Below are 13,560 nucleotides of genomic sequence, written 5' to 3'. Positions count from 1 at the left end.
GCCGGGCAGCGCGGTGCAGGCCCGCACCATCGCGGCGAGCGTGGGCGGCGGCGGCATGGCCTCGGACCGCGCGCGCGCGGCGCTGGCCGCGCGGCTGCGCAGCGGCGGCATCCGCGACGAGCGCGTGCTGCAGGCGATCGCCACCGTGCCGCGCCATCTGTTCCTGGAACCAGGGCTGGCCTCGCAGGCCTACGAGGACGCGGCGCTGCCGATCGGCCATCAGCAGACCATCTCGAAACCGTCGGTGGTCGCCCGCATGATCGAATTGCTGCGCCATGGCCTGACGCCCGCGCAGCCGCTCGAGCGCGTGCTGGAGATCGGCACCGGTTGCGGCTATCAGGCCGCGGTGCTGAGCCTGGTCGCGCGCGACGTGTTTTCGATCGAGCGGATCCGGCCGCTGCACGAACAGGCCAAGGCCAATTTGCGCGCGCTGCGCCTGCCCAATCTGCGCCTGCACTATGGCGACGGCATGCTGGGGCTGCCGCAGGCCGCGCCGTTCTCCGCGATCATCCTGGCAGCGGCGGGCATGGAAGTGCCCGAGGCGCTGCTGGAACAGCTGGCGGTCGGCGGTCGGCTGATCGCGCCGGTCGCGGTCGCGTCCGCCGGCGCCGAAGGGCATAAGCAGGGGCAGGCCGTGACGCAGCAATTGCTGCTGATCGAGCGCCGAAGCCGGCATCGCTTTCACCGCACCGCGCTTGAAGCCGTTTTCTTTGTGCCATTAAAATCGGGCACCACCTGAGTCGAACTATGCACAACACCGTGACTTCGCAACGTCTTATCCGCGCGGGCCAGCTCGCCACCGCCTCGCTGCTGGCAGCCCTGCTGGCCGCCTGCGCTTCCTCGCCGATGCCCGCGCCCGTGATCGACCGCACCGCCGGCGGTACCGGGACCACGATCGCCCCGGTCGAGCCCGCGCCCCCTGGCTACTATCGGGTCAAGCGCGGCGATACGCTGTATCGGATCGCCCTCGAGAACGGCCAGTCGTATCGCGATGTCGCGGCCTGGAACAATATCGTCAACGCCAATCAGATCGAGGTCGGCCAGCTGCTGCGCATCGTGCCGCCGGGCGCGGACGTCAATGCGGCGACGGGCGTCGCGACGATGCCGGTCGCGCCGGCCGGGGTCCAGGGCCAGCCGCTCGAACAGGCGGGACTGCCGCCGGCCACCACGCCGGGCGTGACCCCGCCCGCAGGCGCGTCGGCTCCCGCCGCCGCAGCGCCGATCCCGGGTGCGGCCGCGGATGGCGCGATCCAGCTGGCATGGCCCGCGCGCGGTTCGCTGCTCGGACGCTTCGACGAGAAGGGCAACAAGGGCATCGATATCAGCGGTCAGCGCGGCGATGCGGTGCTCGCCGCGGACGACGGTCGGGTGATTCACGTAGGCCCCTTGCGCGGCTACGGGAATCTTGTCATCATCAAACACAACGAGACTTTTCTTACTGCCTACGGCCACAACGACAAGGTTGTCGTGACCGAACAGGCAACGGTCCGCCGGGGTCAGAAAATTGCAGAGATGGGCAACACCGATGCCGATCGCGTGAAACTGCATTTCGAAGTTCGCAGGAACGGGAAACCGGTCGATCCGATGCGGTATTTGCCGCCACAGTGAGGGTTCATGCCACGCCAGAAAACAGTCTCCTCCGGAACCGCCAGCCGCACCCGTCGCGCCAAGCAACCGGAAACACGTTCTGGTGTGGCACATCGTGACGGGCAAGCCGATGGCTACGATCACGACCTGGCGGCCGAGCTGATTCCCCTGACCGACGAACCGATCGCGCCCGGTGCGGGCACAGTAGGTCTGCGCGAGGCCGACCTGATGGCGGACGACGGCGACGCGGTCGCGCGCGACGATGACGAAAGCGAGCGCGAGAACGACGAGGAAGAGGGCGCGACCGAAGCGGTCGCCACCGAACAGGACGAATTCCGCAGCGCCCTGCATACCGAACTCGCCGCCGATACTGTCCAGCACTATCTGAACCGCATCAGCATCAAGCCGCTGTTGTCGGCTCCCGAAGAACTCCATTTCTCGACGCTGGCCAAGGACGGCGATTTCTCCGCGCGTCAGGTCATGATCGAGCGCAACCTGCGCCTGGTTGTCAGCATCGCCAAGGGCTATCTGAATCGCGGCGTGCCGCTGCTCGATCTGATCGAGGAGGGCAACCTCGGCCTGATGCATGCGATCGAGAAGTTCGATCCCTCGCGCGGCTTCCGTTTCTCGACCTATGCCACCTGGTGGATCCGGCAGAGCATCGAGCGCGCGATCATGAACCAGGCGCGTACCGTTCGGTTGCCCGTGCACGTGATCCGCGAACTCAATCAGGTGCTGCGCGCCAAGCGGCATCTGGAGAAGGGCGGTACCGACGGACGCGATGCCAGTCTCGAGGACATCGCGCATCTGCTCGGCAAGACCCCCGACGAAGTGCAGGACGTGCTCGCACTGAACGAACACACGACCTCGCTCGATACGCCGTTCGATCTCGATCCGGGTTCGAGCCTGCTCGATTTCCTCTCGGACGAACACAATGCCGCGCCGGACCAGGAGGTCGCACACCGCGAGCTCGAGAACCTGATGAAGCTGTGGCTGGCGCGACTGTCCGAGAAGCACCGCTATGTCGTCGAGCGCCGTTTCGGCCTGAACCATATCGAGCCGGCCACGCTGGAAGAGCTGGCCGAGGAGATGGGGCTGACGCGCGAGCGCGTGCGCCAGATCCAGCAGGAAGCGCTGGTCAAGCTCAAGCGGCATTTCGCTTCGCAAGGGGTGCGCAAGGACGCGGTGCTATGACGCCTGTGCTGGTATTCGACATCGAGACGGTTCCCGATGTCGCCGGCCTGCGCCGTCTGCACGACCATCCGCCGGGCCTCTCCGATGCCGAAGTCGCGCAGCTGGCCTTCGCCGCCCGCCGCGAAAAGACCGGCAGCGATTTTCTCCCCCTGCATCTGCAACGCGTGGTCGCGATCTCCTGCGTGCTGCGCCGCACGCAACGCGACGGCACCGCGCTGTTCCACGTCGGCTCGCTAGGCAGCGAAGACGATGGCGAAGCGACGCTGATCCAGCGCTTCTACGAACTGATCGCGCGCTACAGTCCGCAACTGGTGTCATGGAACGGCGGCGGCTTCGACCTGCCGGTACTGCACTATCGCGGACTGGTCCACGGCGTCAGCGCGCCGCGCTATTGGGAAATGGGCGAGGGCCGCGACGACGACAGCCGCGACTTCAAGTGGAACAACTACATCAGCCGCTATCACATGCGGCATCTGGATCTGATGGATCTGCTGGCGATGTACCAGCCACGTGCCAGCGCGCCGCTGGACGACCTCGCCAAGCTGTGCGGTTTCCCCGGCAAGATGGGCATGGACGGCAGCAAGGTCTGGGAGGCGTTCCAGCAAGGGCAGATCGGCGCGATCCGCGCCTACTGCGAAACCGACGTCGTCAACACCTACCTGATGTACTGCCGCTTCCAGATGATGCGCGGCGGGCTGACGCCGCGCGAGTTCGATGCCGAAGTCGAACTGGTCCAGGAATCGCTGGCGGAACTGCCCGGGCCGCAATGGATGGAATATCTGCGCGCCTTCCAGCTGCAGCCGGCGAGCCGCGTGGCCGACGACGAACCGATCGACTGAGCAGTCAGGCGGCGCGGCTGCGCTCGTCGTTCCCTTGCTTCCTTAATCGAAGTCGCGCAGCGACAGGCGCAGCGGTTGATGGTCCGATGCCTGCGTGCTGCCGTCGACCTCGCACCGCGTCACCCGCTCCAGCAGATCCTCGGTCACCAGCACGAAGTCGCAGGCGAATGGCGGCTCGTTCCATTGCGCCTTGTCGTAGAGCGCGCAGGTCGGTGCATGCGGTTGGCCGGGATGCAGATGCAGCCAGGCATCGCGCCACGCCGGCGTGCCGTCGTCGAACGGCGCGGTCAGCCTCTGGTAGGCGGTGTCGTCCGGTTTGCTGTTGACGTCGCCGCAGAGGATGGCGCTGCGCGGGCGCGGCTCGGGCGTGAACGGGCCGAAGCGCTGTTCCGCCGGGCCGGGCCTTGCCGCATGCTGGCAGGCCTCGGCATGCCAGGTGCGCAGGGCCTCTGCCTGCGCGTTGCGTTGCAAGGCCGAGTAGTACTCCAGATGCGTACAGATGACACGCACCCGCTGGCTGCCGACCATCACCGTTGCTTCCAGCGCGACGCGCGGCATCGAAGCGACCGTCGGATCGGCCGGCCACGGCAGCGCATGGCGGAATACTTCGGTTACGGGCAGCCGCGTCGCGATCAGATTGCCGAACTGGCGGGGCATGCCGTCGGGCCCGAAGCGGTCGACGCCCGGCGCGAACAGCAACTGGTAACCCGGCAGCAGGGCCGCGAGTTCGGCGACCTGATCCGCACCCGGGTCGCCCGGCATCTCGCCGAAGCCGCGCGTCACCTCCTGCAGGCACAGCACGTCGAAGTCGGCCAGTCCGCGCAGCGTCGCCACGGTGCGGGCGAGGTCGACCTGGCCGTCGCAGCCGCGCCCCCATTGAATGTTCCAGTCGATCAGTTCCATCGCTTGCCTCTGCCGGACGGCCGTCGCCTCGCCCATTCCGATCGCGGCGACTGGTCTACAATCGCGCTTTCGCAAAACAATACGTCAGGTCCCGCTGGTGTCTCAAGCCGTGTCTTCCCCGCAATCCGCTCCCGAGCCGGTGCAACAGCCGGTCGCCTCGCCCGCTCCCGTCCGCAAGCGTGGCGGTGCCGCCGCATCGGCCAACGCGTCGGCCGCCGGTACTGAGGCCCAGGCCCATCCGACCGTCAGGATCGACAGCCTCGACATGGAGGCGCGCGGTGTCGGACGGCTGGTGAACGAGGACGGCACGCCCGGCAAGGTGATCTTCGTCGAGGGCGCGCTGCCCGGCGAAACGGTGGCCTACCATAGCTATCGCCGCAAGCCGAGCTTCGAGCAGGCGCATCTGGTCGAGGTTCGCGATCCGTCGGTGATGCGGGTGCAGCCGGGCTGCGTCAATTTCGGCGTCTGCGGCGGCTGTTCGATGCAGCACCTGGACGCGCGCGCGCAGCTGGCGATCAAGCAGCGCGTGCTCGAGGACAATCTGTGGCATCTGGGCAAGGTGAAGCCCGAGATGGTGTTCCGGCCGATCGCCGGACCGGACTGGGGCTATCGGTTCCGTGCCCGCCTGACGGTGCGCCACGTGGCCAAGAAGGGCGGGGTGCTGGTCGGCTTTCACGAGCGCAAGAGCAGCTATGTCGCCGACATGACGTCGTGCGAGGTGCTGCCGCCGCATGTGTCGGCGATGCTGGTGCCGCTGCGCGAGCTGGTGGCCGGACTGTCCATTCGCGACCGCATGCCGCAGATCGAGCTTGCGGTCGGCCAGGATGTCACCGCGCTGGTGCTGCGGATCCTCGAGCCGCTGAACGATGCCGATCGCGACCTGTTGCGCGCTTTCGCCGACCAGCACAACGTGCAGTTCTGGCTGCAGCCCAAGGGCCCGGACACGGTGGTGCCGTTCTATCCGCTCGATCGCGAACTGGCCTATACGTTACCGGAATTCGGCATTCGCATGCCGTTCAAGCCGACCGACTTCACCCAGGTCAACCATCAGATCAACCGCGTGCTGATCAAGCGCGCGCTGCGCCTGCTGGACGCCCAGCCGGGCGACCGGTTGCTGGATCTGTTCTGCGGCATCGGCAACTTCACGCTGCCGCTGGCGACGCAGGGGCGCGAGGTGATGGGCATCGAGGGCAGCGAGGCGCTGACCGCGCGGGCGCTGGCCAATGCCGACTACAACGGCCTGGCACACAAGGTAGCTTTCGCGTGCCGCAACCTGTTCGAGGTCGGCGCGGAGGATATCGCGGCGCTGGGACGGTTCGACCGCTGGCTGGTCGACCCGCCGCGGGAAGGCGCGCTGGCCGTCAGCAAGGCGCTGGCCGAACTGGCGCAGGCCGGCAGCGACGTGCTGCCTGACCGTATCGTCTATGTATCCTGCAATCCGGCCACGCTGGCACGCGATGCCGGCCTGCTGGTGCACGAAGCCGGCTATCGGCTGCGCGGCGCCGGCGTGGTCAACATGTTCCCGCACACCTCGCACGTCGAATCGATCGCGGTGTTCGAGCGCGCGGCCGGGTCCGGGCGAACGCCCCGGCAAGCAGCGGGGCAATAAGAAAGGGCCGGCATTGCCGGCCCTTCGTCATGGCGGTGAAGAAGCGATCGCTTATTCGCGGCTGCCGCCGAAGATGCCCAGCAGCGCCAGCAGATTGACGAAGACGTTGTAGATGTCCAGATAGATCGCCAGCGTCGCCGTGATGTAGTTGGTCTCGCCGCCGTTCACCACGCGCTGCACGTCGTACAGCATGTAGGTCGAGAAGATGCCGATCGCGATGACCGAGACGGTGATCATCAGCGAGGGCAGCTGCAGCCAGATGTTGGCGACGCTGGCCAGGATCAGCAGGATCACGCCGACGAACAGGAACTTGCCCAGGCCGGAAAAATCGCGCTTGCTGACCGTGGCGATGGTCGCCATCGCGGCAAACACCGCCGCGGTGCCGCCGAACGCATACATGATCAGCGCGGGCCCGTTCGAGAACTGCAGTACCGAGCCGATCAGCCGGGACAGCATCAGGCCCATGAAGAAGGTGAAGGCCAGCAGCAGCACGACACCCATGGCGCTGTTCTTGGTCTTCTCGATCGCGAAGAAGAAGCCGAAGGCGATCGCGAGGAACAGGATCAGCGACAGGCCCGGGCTGGCGGCCATGAAGCTGAAGCCGGTGGCCACGCCGATCCAGGCGCCGAGCACGGTCGGCACCAGCGACAGCGCCAGCAGCCAGTAGGTATTGCGCAAGACCCGATTGCGGACGGTGACGGCTCCCGCCGTCGCGCCGGCATTGCCGAACCCATAGGTATTCAGCTTGTCGTTCATGATGACTCCTCATTCAAAGGGCGGTGCCGGAAGCGCCGGCGGACACCTCGCCAATGTGGCATCGTCCTTGCACGATTGCAAGTGCAGAGTGATTCAAGAGGCACTAAAAATCGCGAAACCGTCGAGGAACAGATGAGGCGCTTACGTTGCCTTGGATCGATGGGAGGCGCCGGTGTTCCCGTCCCTTTGTCCCATATCGCGGCGATGGTGCGCCGCGATAATGTTGGGGATGCAGCCCCTTTCGTTTCGCCGCCGCCCGCTCTCGAAACGATTGGGGTCTCGTGCTAGAATCTTGTGTTTCCCAATTTGGTAACCCCTTCATTTTTCGGAGTTTTTATGGCGATCGAACGTACCCTGTCGATTATCAAGCCGGATGCCGTGGCCAAGAACGTCATCGGTCAGATCTACGCCCGTTTCGAGGCCGCCGGCCTGAAGATCGTGGCCGCCAAGATGGCGCATCTGTCGCGCGGCGAAGCCGAGCAGTTCTACGCGGTCCACAAGGAGCGCCCGTTCTTCAAGGATCTGGTCGACTTCATGGTGTCGGGCCCGGTGATGATCCAGGTCCTCGAAGGCGAGAACGCGATTGCGAAGAACCGTGAGCTGATGGGCGCCACCGACCCGAAGAAGGCCGAGAAGGGCACGATCCGCGCCGATTTCGCCGACAGCATCGACGCCAATGCCGTGCACGGCTCCGACGCCCCGGAAACCGCGGCCGTCGAAGTGTCGTTCTTCTTCCCCGGCATGAACGTTTACTCGCGCTGATTGTCTGGCCTGAACCCGGACACTAGACTGCTACCCGAAGCCCCGCTGCCGTCATGAACGCACTCGTCAACCTGCTCGATCTGGATGCGGACGGGCTTGCCGCCTATTGCGGCGAGCTCGGCGAGAAGCCGTTTCGCGCGCGGCAGCTGCAGCGCTGGATCCACCAGTTCGGCGCCAGCCAGTTCGACGAGATGTCGGACCTGGCCAAGTCGCTGCGCCAGAAGCTGGCCACGCGCGCCGAGATCCGCGCGCCATCGGCGATCACCGACCACGTGTCGGCGGACGGCACGCGCAAGTGGCTGCTCGACGTGGGCAACGGCAATGCGGTCGAAACGGTCTATATCCCCGAGGAAACGCGCGGCACGCTGTGCGTTTCCTCGCAGGCCGGCTGTGCGGTCAACTGCCGCTTCTGTTCGACCGGCAAGCAGGGTTTCTCCCGCAATCTGACCACCGGCGAGATCATCGGCCAGCTTTGGATGGCCGAATTCGCGATGCGCTCGCAGCTGGGGCGCGGTCCGAAGGACGATCGCGTGATCTCCAACGTGGTGATGATGGGCATGGGCGAGCCGCTGCTGAACTACGACCAGGTCGTGCCGGCGATGCGGCTGATGCTGGACGACAACGCCTACGGGCTGTCGCGCCGCCGCGTCACGCTGTCCACGTCCGGCGTGGTGCCGATGATGGACCGCCTGGCCAGGGACCTGCCGGTCGCGCTCGCCGTGTCGCTGCACGCATCCAACGATGCCTTGCGAGACGGGCTGGTGCCGCTGAACCGCAAGTACCCGCTGGCCGAGCTGATGGCGGCCTGCCGCCGCTATCTGGAGTTCGCCCCGCGCGACTTCATCACCTTCGAATACTGCATGCTGGACGGCGTCAACGACGGCGTCGAGCATGCGCGGGAATTGTTGAAGCTGGTGGCCGACGTGCCATGCAAGTTCAACCTGATCCCGTTCAATCCCTTCCCCGAATCGGGGCTCAAGCGCTCGAACAACGAGCAGATCCGGCGCTTTGCCCAGGTGCTGATGGACGCCGGCATCGTCACGACGATCCGCAAGACGCGCGGCGACGATATCGACGCCGCCTGCGGCCAGCTCGCCGCCGAGGGCCGCGTGCAGGATCGCACCCGGCTTGCCGAGCGCGGCCGCTTCGGCAAGATTCCGCCAGTGGTGGCGGCGCCGGGCGGGGAGGCGCGATCTGCATGAGGCGTCTGCCTGCCGGTCTGCCCGCCGTGGTTCTGGCCGGGCTGGCACTGCTGAGCGCGTGCCAGTCGACCGGCACACCCGGTACGCAGGGCACGCCGGGACAGCAGGCGCCGCAGGCGCGGGACGCCGATCCCGCACCGGCTGCTGCGCATCAGCGCGCCGCGCTGCGGCTGCAACTGGCCTCGCGCTATCTGCAGGCCGGCCAGAGCGCGATCGCGCTCGATGAGGCCCGGCAGGCGATCGCGCTCGATCCGGACCTGACCGACGCCTATCACGTCCAGGCGCTGGCGCAAATGGCGCTGCGGCGGCCCGCCGAGGCCGAGCAAAGCTTTCGTGCCGCGCTGTCGCGCCGCCAGGACGACGGCGACTTGCTGAACAACTATGGCTGGCTGCTGTGCGAGCAGGGGCGCTATGCCGAAGGGCTGGCCCAGCTGCAGCGCGCGGTGACCGCGCCCTCGGCCGGTGGCACAGCCAGGATGCTGACCAGCCTCGGCGCCTGCCAGTTGCGCCAGGGCGATCTGGCGGCTGCGCACCGCAGCCTGACCGCGGCAGTCGCGCAGCCGGCCACGATGGCGGGCGCCTATTCGAGCGATGCCGCCAGCGATGCCGCGACCCATGCGGCCGCGCACACCCAGCTCGGGCTGCTGTATTGGAAGCAGGGCGATCTGCCGCGCGCCCGTGTGGAGGCGGCGCAGGTCAATGCGGGACGCTTCGCCAGTCCGGCCTCGCTGTGGCTGGGCGCCCGCATTGCGCACCGCGAGGGAGACGCGGCCGCGCAGCAGGCATTGCTGACGCAATTACATAAGCGCTTCCCGGACTCGCGGGAGTCGAGCGCATACCAACAAGGAGCATGGGATGAATGAGCACGAGCGCGCCGAGGGCCAGGCCGTCTCGACCAATGCGAGCGGCAGCGCCAACGCGGTCGCACAGGAGATCGGCGCGAGCCTGGCGAAGGCACGCGCGGCCCAGGGGCTGTCGATCCACGACGTCGGCGCGCGGCTGAAGGTGCCGGCGCAGAAGGTCGATGCGATCGAATCCGGCAATGTCGACGCCTTGCCCGATCTGACGTTCGCCAAGGGTCTGATGCGCGCCTACGCGCGCCTGCTGCAGGTCGATATCGACGCGCTGCTGGCCCGGTTCCATGCCCAGGCCGCGCCGCCGGCGCCCGAGGTGGCGATCCGCCGCCAGGGCAGCCTGAACGCGAGCTTCGACGATCGCCGGCGCTTCCGCAGCAGCGGCGCTTCGGCATCGGGTACCGGCGGGCGCTGGGTCTGGCTCGCGCTGGTCGCGGCCGTGGTCTGCGCCGGCGCGCTGTTCGGCGTCGACCATGTCAAGCAATGGCTCGATGCGCGCGAGCAGCAGTTCACGCAGTCGGGCCCCGAAACCGCGGTCGAGTCCGAATCGGGCACCGTGACCGCGGTGCTGCCGCATGTGATGGGCGGCGCCGCCAGCGAGGCACCGGGCGCCGCGACCGGCACGGAAGGCGCCACCGGCACCGGTACCGGTACTGCCAATGCGTCCGCCACGCTGGCGACCCCGCTGGCCCCGGTGACCGTTCCGTCCGCCACCGCGAACGAGTCGGCGCCGATGGCGGCATCGCCAGCGGCGGCGCCTGTCGCGACCGCCACGCCGGCCGCCGGCGAGCTGCAGCTGCGCTTTAGCGCGCCGACCTGGTATGAGGTCCGCGACGCCAGCGGCAAGGTCGTGCTGGGCGGTACCGCCAAGGCCGGCGACGAGGTCGTCGGTGGTGGCACGGCGCCGTACAAGGTCGTGATCGGCAACGTCAAGGGTGTCGCCGCGATGACCCGCAACGGCGAGCCGGTCGATCTGCAGGCGGCCAACCGCAACAACGTGGCGCGCCTGACGCTGCCCTGATTGATCCGTCGGTCCCGAATCGTTCCCGTTCGTCGACCACACGCCAAAGCAACGAGGTAACCCCATGAACGCACAGGCCTGTCTGCCCGTACTGCCCGGATCGCTGCCGCGCCGCCGCGCTCGGCAGGCGCGCGTGGTCTGGGGCGACAACGTGGTGACGATCGGCGGCGACGCGCCGGTGCGCGTGCAGTCGATGACCAATACCGACACCGTCGATGCGGTCGGCACCGCGATCCAGATCAAGGAACTGGCGCGCGCAGGCTCCGAAATCGTGCGCATCACGGTCAATACGCCGGAAGCCGCCGCGGCGGTGCCGGCGATCCGCGACCAGCTCGACCGCATGGGCGTCGACGTGCCGCTGGTCGGCGACTTCCATTACAACGGACACAAGCTGCTGCAGGACCATCCGGCCTGCGCGCAGGCGCTGTCGAAGTACCGCATCAATCCGGGCAACGTCGGCCAGGGCGCCAAGCGCGACACGCAATTCGCGCAGATGATCGAGATGGCCTGCCGGCACGGCAAGCCGGTGCGCATCGGCGTCAACTGGGGCAGCCTGGATCAGGACCTGCTGGCGCGCATCATGGACGAGAACGGCCGGCGCGCCGAACCGTGGCCCGCCCAGAGCGTGATGATCGAGGCGCTGATCACGTCGGCGATCGAGTCCGCGCAGCGCGCCGAGGAAATCGGCCTGCCGGGCGACCAGATCATCCTGTCGTGCAAGGTGTCGCAGGTGCAGGAGCTGATCGCGGTCTACCGCGAACTGGCGCGCCGCTGCGAATATCCGCTGCATCTGGGACTGACCGAGGCCGGCATGGGCAGCAAGGGCATCGTCGCGTCGACCGCGGCGCTGGCGGTGCTGCTGCAGGAAGGCATCGGCGACACGATCCGCATTTCGCTGACGCCCGAGCCCGGGGCGTCGCGCGACAAGGAGGTCCATGTCGCGCAGGAGATCCTGCAGACGATGGGCCTGCGCAATTTCACGCCGATGGTGATCGCGTGCCCGGGATGCGGGCGCACCACCAGCACGGTGTTCCAGGAGCTGGCCGCCAGCATCCAGTCGTACCTGCGCGCGCAGATGCCGGTATGGAAGACCGAGTATCCCGGCGTCGAGGAGATGGATGTGGCCGTGATGGGCTGCATCGTCAACGGTCCGGGCGAGAGCAAGCACGCCAATATCGGCATCTCGCTGCCAGGCTCGGGCGAGTCGCCGGCGGCGCCGGTGTTCGTCGACGGCGTCAAGGTAAAGACTCTGCGCGGCGAGCGGATCGCCGAGGAATTCCAGGCGATGGTCGACGAATACGTGCGGACGCACTACGGCAAGGGGAGCGCGGCGGCCAGTATTGGCCAATGATCGGCCAATGATCGGCCAGTGATCGGCCACGCGCCCCAGCAACAGAATGACAACCATGAACGCATCCGAGAATCCGGCGCCGGCCAACGGCGGCGCCCAGAACCCAGGCAAGGCCCGCGCGCTGCAGGGTGTCAAGGGCATGAACGACATGCTGCCCGCCGACGCCCCGCTGTGGGAACAGTTCGACCAGGCGGCCCGTGCGATGCTGCGCGCCTACGGCTACCAGCAGATCCGCACGCCGATCGTCGAGCCGACCCAGCTGTTCGTGCGCGGCATCGGCGAGGTCACCGACATCGTCGAGAAGGAAATGTATTCCTTCACCGATTCGCTGAACGGCGAGCAACTGACGCTGCGTCCCGAGGGCACGGCAGCGGTAGTGCGCGCGACCATCGAGCACAACCTGCTGTACGACGGCCCGAAGCGCCTGTGGTACACCGGTCCGATGTTCCGTCACGAGCGTCCGCAGCGCGGCCGCTATCGCCAGTTCCATCAGCTCGGTGCCGAGGCGCTGGGTTTTGCCGGCCCCGATGTCGACGCCGAGATCATCCTGATGTGCCAGCGGCTGTGGGACGACCTGGGCCTGACCGGCGTGCGGCTGGAGATCAATTCGCTGGGCCAGGCCGACGAGCGCGCGGCCCATCGCCAGGAACTGATCCAGTATCTGGAAGGCTTCCAGGACATTCTCGACGAGGACGGCAAGCGCCGCCTGTACACCAACCCGCTGCGCGTGCTCGACACCAAGAACCCCGCGCTGCAGGAGATGGCGGCGAACGCGCCGAAGCTGATCGACTTCCTCGGCGAGGCCTCGCTGGCCCACTTCGAGGGCGTGCAGCGTCTGCTGAAGGCCAACAATATTCCGTTCACGATCAATCCGCGGCTGGTGCGCGGGCTGGACTACTACAACCTGACGGTGTTCGAGTGGATCACCGACAAGCTCGGCGCGCAGGGCACGATCGCCGGCGGCGGCCGCTACGATCCGCTGATCGCGCAGATGGGCGGCAAGCCGGCGCCGGCCTGCGGCTGGGCGATGGGGATCGAGCGGATCATCGAGCTGATGCGCGAGGAAGGCCTGGCGCGCCAGGCCGATGCCTGCGACGTCTATGTCGTGCACCAGGGCGAGGCCGCCGCGCAGCAGGCCATGATCGCTGCCGAGCGCATGCGTGACGCCGGTTTCGACGTGGTCGTGCACGCCACCGCGGACGGCAAGAGCGGCAGCTTCAAGTCGCAGATGAAACGCGCCGACGCGAGCGGGGCTTCGCATGCCGTTATCATTGGCGAGGACGAGCTGGCCGCCGGCGTGGTGCAGGTCAAGGCCCTGCGTGCCGCGGACGGGCAGACCGAGAACAACGGCCAGCAGGCCACGGTGCCCGCCGAGGACCTGGTCGACTATCTGGTCGAATCGATGGTCGCCGGCATGGGCGGCGAGGCCGGCGAAGACCTTCAATGACGCAGGCGCCGCGCTGATGCGCGCGCTTGCCCGAC

Annotated in this window: 13 protein-coding genes; 11 read left to right on the top strand and 2 right to left on the bottom strand. The window is 67.4% G+C overall.

The genetic code is table 11. The features are described 5' to 3' along the window. The 4 genes from LRR16_RS22825 to LRR16_RS22810 all read left to right on the top strand — a co-directional run. Positions 1 to 739, top strand: a 739-nt coding sequence (locus LRR16_RS22825) for a protein-L-isoaspartate(D-aspartate) O-methyltransferase (protein WP_232207186.1), incomplete at its 5' end; no start/stop codon positions are given. A gap of 8 nt (positions 740 to 747) precedes the next feature. Beyond that, a complete protein-coding gene (locus tag LRR16_RS22820) occupies positions 748 to 1,608 on the top strand; it encodes a peptidoglycan DD-metalloendopeptidase family protein (protein ID WP_232207185.1) in 861 nt (286 codons plus the stop codon). A gap of 6 nt (positions 1,609 to 1,614) precedes the next feature. Then, positions 1,615 to 2,781 carry an RNA polymerase sigma factor RpoS gene (rpoS, locus tag LRR16_RS22815; RefSeq protein WP_043438004.1) on the top strand — a complete coding sequence of 389 codons (1,167 nt, stop codon included), beginning with the start codon at positions 1,615 to 1,617 and terminating at the stop codon, positions 2,779 to 2,781. After that, a complete protein-coding gene (locus LRR16_RS22810) occupies positions 2,778 to 3,620 on the top strand; it encodes a 3'-5' exonuclease (RefSeq protein WP_064577276.1) in 843 nt (280 codons plus the stop codon). The genes rpoS and LRR16_RS22810 overlap by 4 nt, the downstream gene beginning before the upstream one ends. A 42-nt stretch (positions 3,621 to 3,662) precedes the next feature. Here the strand turns inward: LRR16_RS22810 and LRR16_RS22805 are convergent, their stop codons facing one another. After that, positions 3,663 to 4,523 carry an endonuclease/exonuclease/phosphatase family protein gene (locus LRR16_RS22805; protein WP_232207184.1) on the bottom strand — a complete coding sequence of 287 codons (861 nt, stop codon included), beginning with the start codon at positions 4,521 to 4,523 and terminating at the stop codon, positions 3,663 to 3,665. A gap of 40 nt (positions 4,524 to 4,563) precedes the next feature. Between LRR16_RS22805 and rlmD the strand changes: the two genes are divergently transcribed. After that, positions 4,564 to 6,132 carry a 23S rRNA (uracil(1939)-C(5))-methyltransferase RlmD gene (gene rlmD, locus LRR16_RS22800; protein WP_370646876.1) on the top strand — a complete coding sequence of 523 codons (1,569 nt, stop codon included), beginning with the start codon at positions 4,564 to 4,566 and terminating at the stop codon, positions 6,130 to 6,132. Between the two features lie 51 nt (positions 6,133 to 6,183). Here the strand turns inward: rlmD and LRR16_RS22795 are convergent, their stop codons facing one another. Continuing rightward, the gene (locus tag LRR16_RS22795) at positions 6,184 to 6,888 is read right to left on the bottom strand and encodes a Bax inhibitor-1/YccA family protein (protein WP_232207183.1); all 705 of its coding nucleotides are present in this window, start codon (positions 6,886 to 6,888) and stop codon (positions 6,184 to 6,186) included. A gap of 336 nt (positions 6,889 to 7,224) precedes the next feature. Between LRR16_RS22795 and ndk the strand changes: the two genes are divergently transcribed. From ndk to hisS, 6 genes are all read left to right on the top strand, one after another. Then, on the top strand, positions 7,225 to 7,650 hold the full coding sequence (gene ndk, locus LRR16_RS22790) for a nucleoside-diphosphate kinase (protein ID WP_006577119.1): 426 nt from the start codon (positions 7,225 to 7,227) through the stop codon (positions 7,648 to 7,650). 53 nt (positions 7,651 to 7,703) lie between these two features. Further along, the gene (gene rlmN / locus LRR16_RS22785) at positions 7,704 to 8,852 is read left to right on the top strand and encodes a 23S rRNA (adenine(2503)-C(2))-methyltransferase RlmN (protein WP_064577278.1); all 1,149 of its coding nucleotides are present in this window, start codon (positions 7,704 to 7,706) and stop codon (positions 8,850 to 8,852) included. After that, positions 8,849 to 9,715, top strand: coding sequence for a tetratricopeptide repeat protein (locus LRR16_RS22780; RefSeq protein WP_232207182.1), 867 nt, complete (start codon positions 8,849 to 8,851; stop codon positions 9,713 to 9,715). The genes rlmN and LRR16_RS22780 overlap by 4 nt, the downstream gene beginning before the upstream one ends. Continuing rightward, on the top strand, positions 9,708 to 10,727 hold the full coding sequence (locus LRR16_RS22775; protein WP_232207181.1) for a RodZ domain-containing protein: 1,020 nt from the start codon (positions 9,708 to 9,710) through the stop codon (positions 10,725 to 10,727). Before LRR16_RS22780 ends, LRR16_RS22775 begins: the two co-directional genes overlap by 8 nt. Positions 10,728 to 10,791: 64 nt before the next feature. After that, complete coding sequence (ispG, locus tag LRR16_RS22770; protein ID WP_064577281.1) at positions 10,792 to 12,078, top strand: flavodoxin-dependent (E)-4-hydroxy-3-methylbut-2-enyl-diphosphate synthase; 1,287 nt, start codon at positions 10,792 to 10,794, stop codon at positions 12,076 to 12,078. 55 nt (positions 12,079 to 12,133) lie between these two features. After that, positions 12,134 to 13,525 (top strand): histidine--tRNA ligase, encoded by a 1,392-nt coding sequence (gene hisS / locus LRR16_RS22765; RefSeq protein WP_064577282.1) that lies wholly within the window; start codon positions 12,134 to 12,136, stop codon positions 13,523 to 13,525. The last annotated feature ends 35 nt before the right edge of the window (positions 13,526 to 13,560 follow it).

This window comes from Cupriavidus sp. UGS-1 (assembly GCF_021213615.1).
In the GTDB taxonomy this organism is placed as follows: domain Bacteria; phylum Pseudomonadota; class Gammaproteobacteria; order Burkholderiales; family Burkholderiaceae; genus Cupriavidus.
This window is presented reverse-complemented; position numbering and strand designations above follow the sequence as displayed.

Coding starts and splice junctions, on each gene's coding strand:
- ndk (WP_006577119.1), top strand. CDS start 7,225: ATGGCGATCGAACGTACCCTGTCGATTATCAAGCCGGATGCCGTGGCC.
- LRR16_RS22805 (WP_232207184.1), bottom strand. CDS start 4,523: ATGGAACTGATCGACTGGAACATTCAATGGGGGCGCGGCTGCGACGGC.
- LRR16_RS22820 (WP_232207185.1), top strand. CDS start 748: ATGCACAACACCGTGACTTCGCAACGTCTTATCCGCGCGGGCCAGCTC.
- LRR16_RS22780 (WP_232207182.1), top strand. CDS start 8,849: ATGAGGCGTCTGCCTGCCGGTCTGCCCGCCGTGGTTCTGGCCGGGCTG.
- LRR16_RS22775 (WP_232207181.1), top strand. CDS start 9,708: ATGAATGAGCACGAGCGCGCCGAGGGCCAGGCCGTCTCGACCAATGCG.
- ispG (WP_064577281.1), top strand. CDS start 10,792: ATGAACGCACAGGCCTGTCTGCCCGTACTGCCCGGATCGCTGCCGCGC.
- rpoS (WP_043438004.1), top strand. CDS start 1,615: ATGCCACGCCAGAAAACAGTCTCCTCCGGAACCGCCAGCCGCACCCGT.
- hisS (WP_064577282.1), top strand. CDS start 12,134: ATGAACGCATCCGAGAATCCGGCGCCGGCCAACGGCGGCGCCCAGAAC.
- LRR16_RS22795 (WP_232207183.1), bottom strand. CDS start 6,888: ATGAACGACAAGCTGAATACCTATGGGTTCGGCAATGCCGGCGCGACG.
- rlmN (WP_064577278.1), top strand. CDS start 7,704: ATGAACGCACTCGTCAACCTGCTCGATCTGGATGCGGACGGGCTTGCC.
- LRR16_RS22810 (WP_064577276.1), top strand. CDS start 2,778: ATGACGCCTGTGCTGGTATTCGACATCGAGACGGTTCCCGATGTCGCC.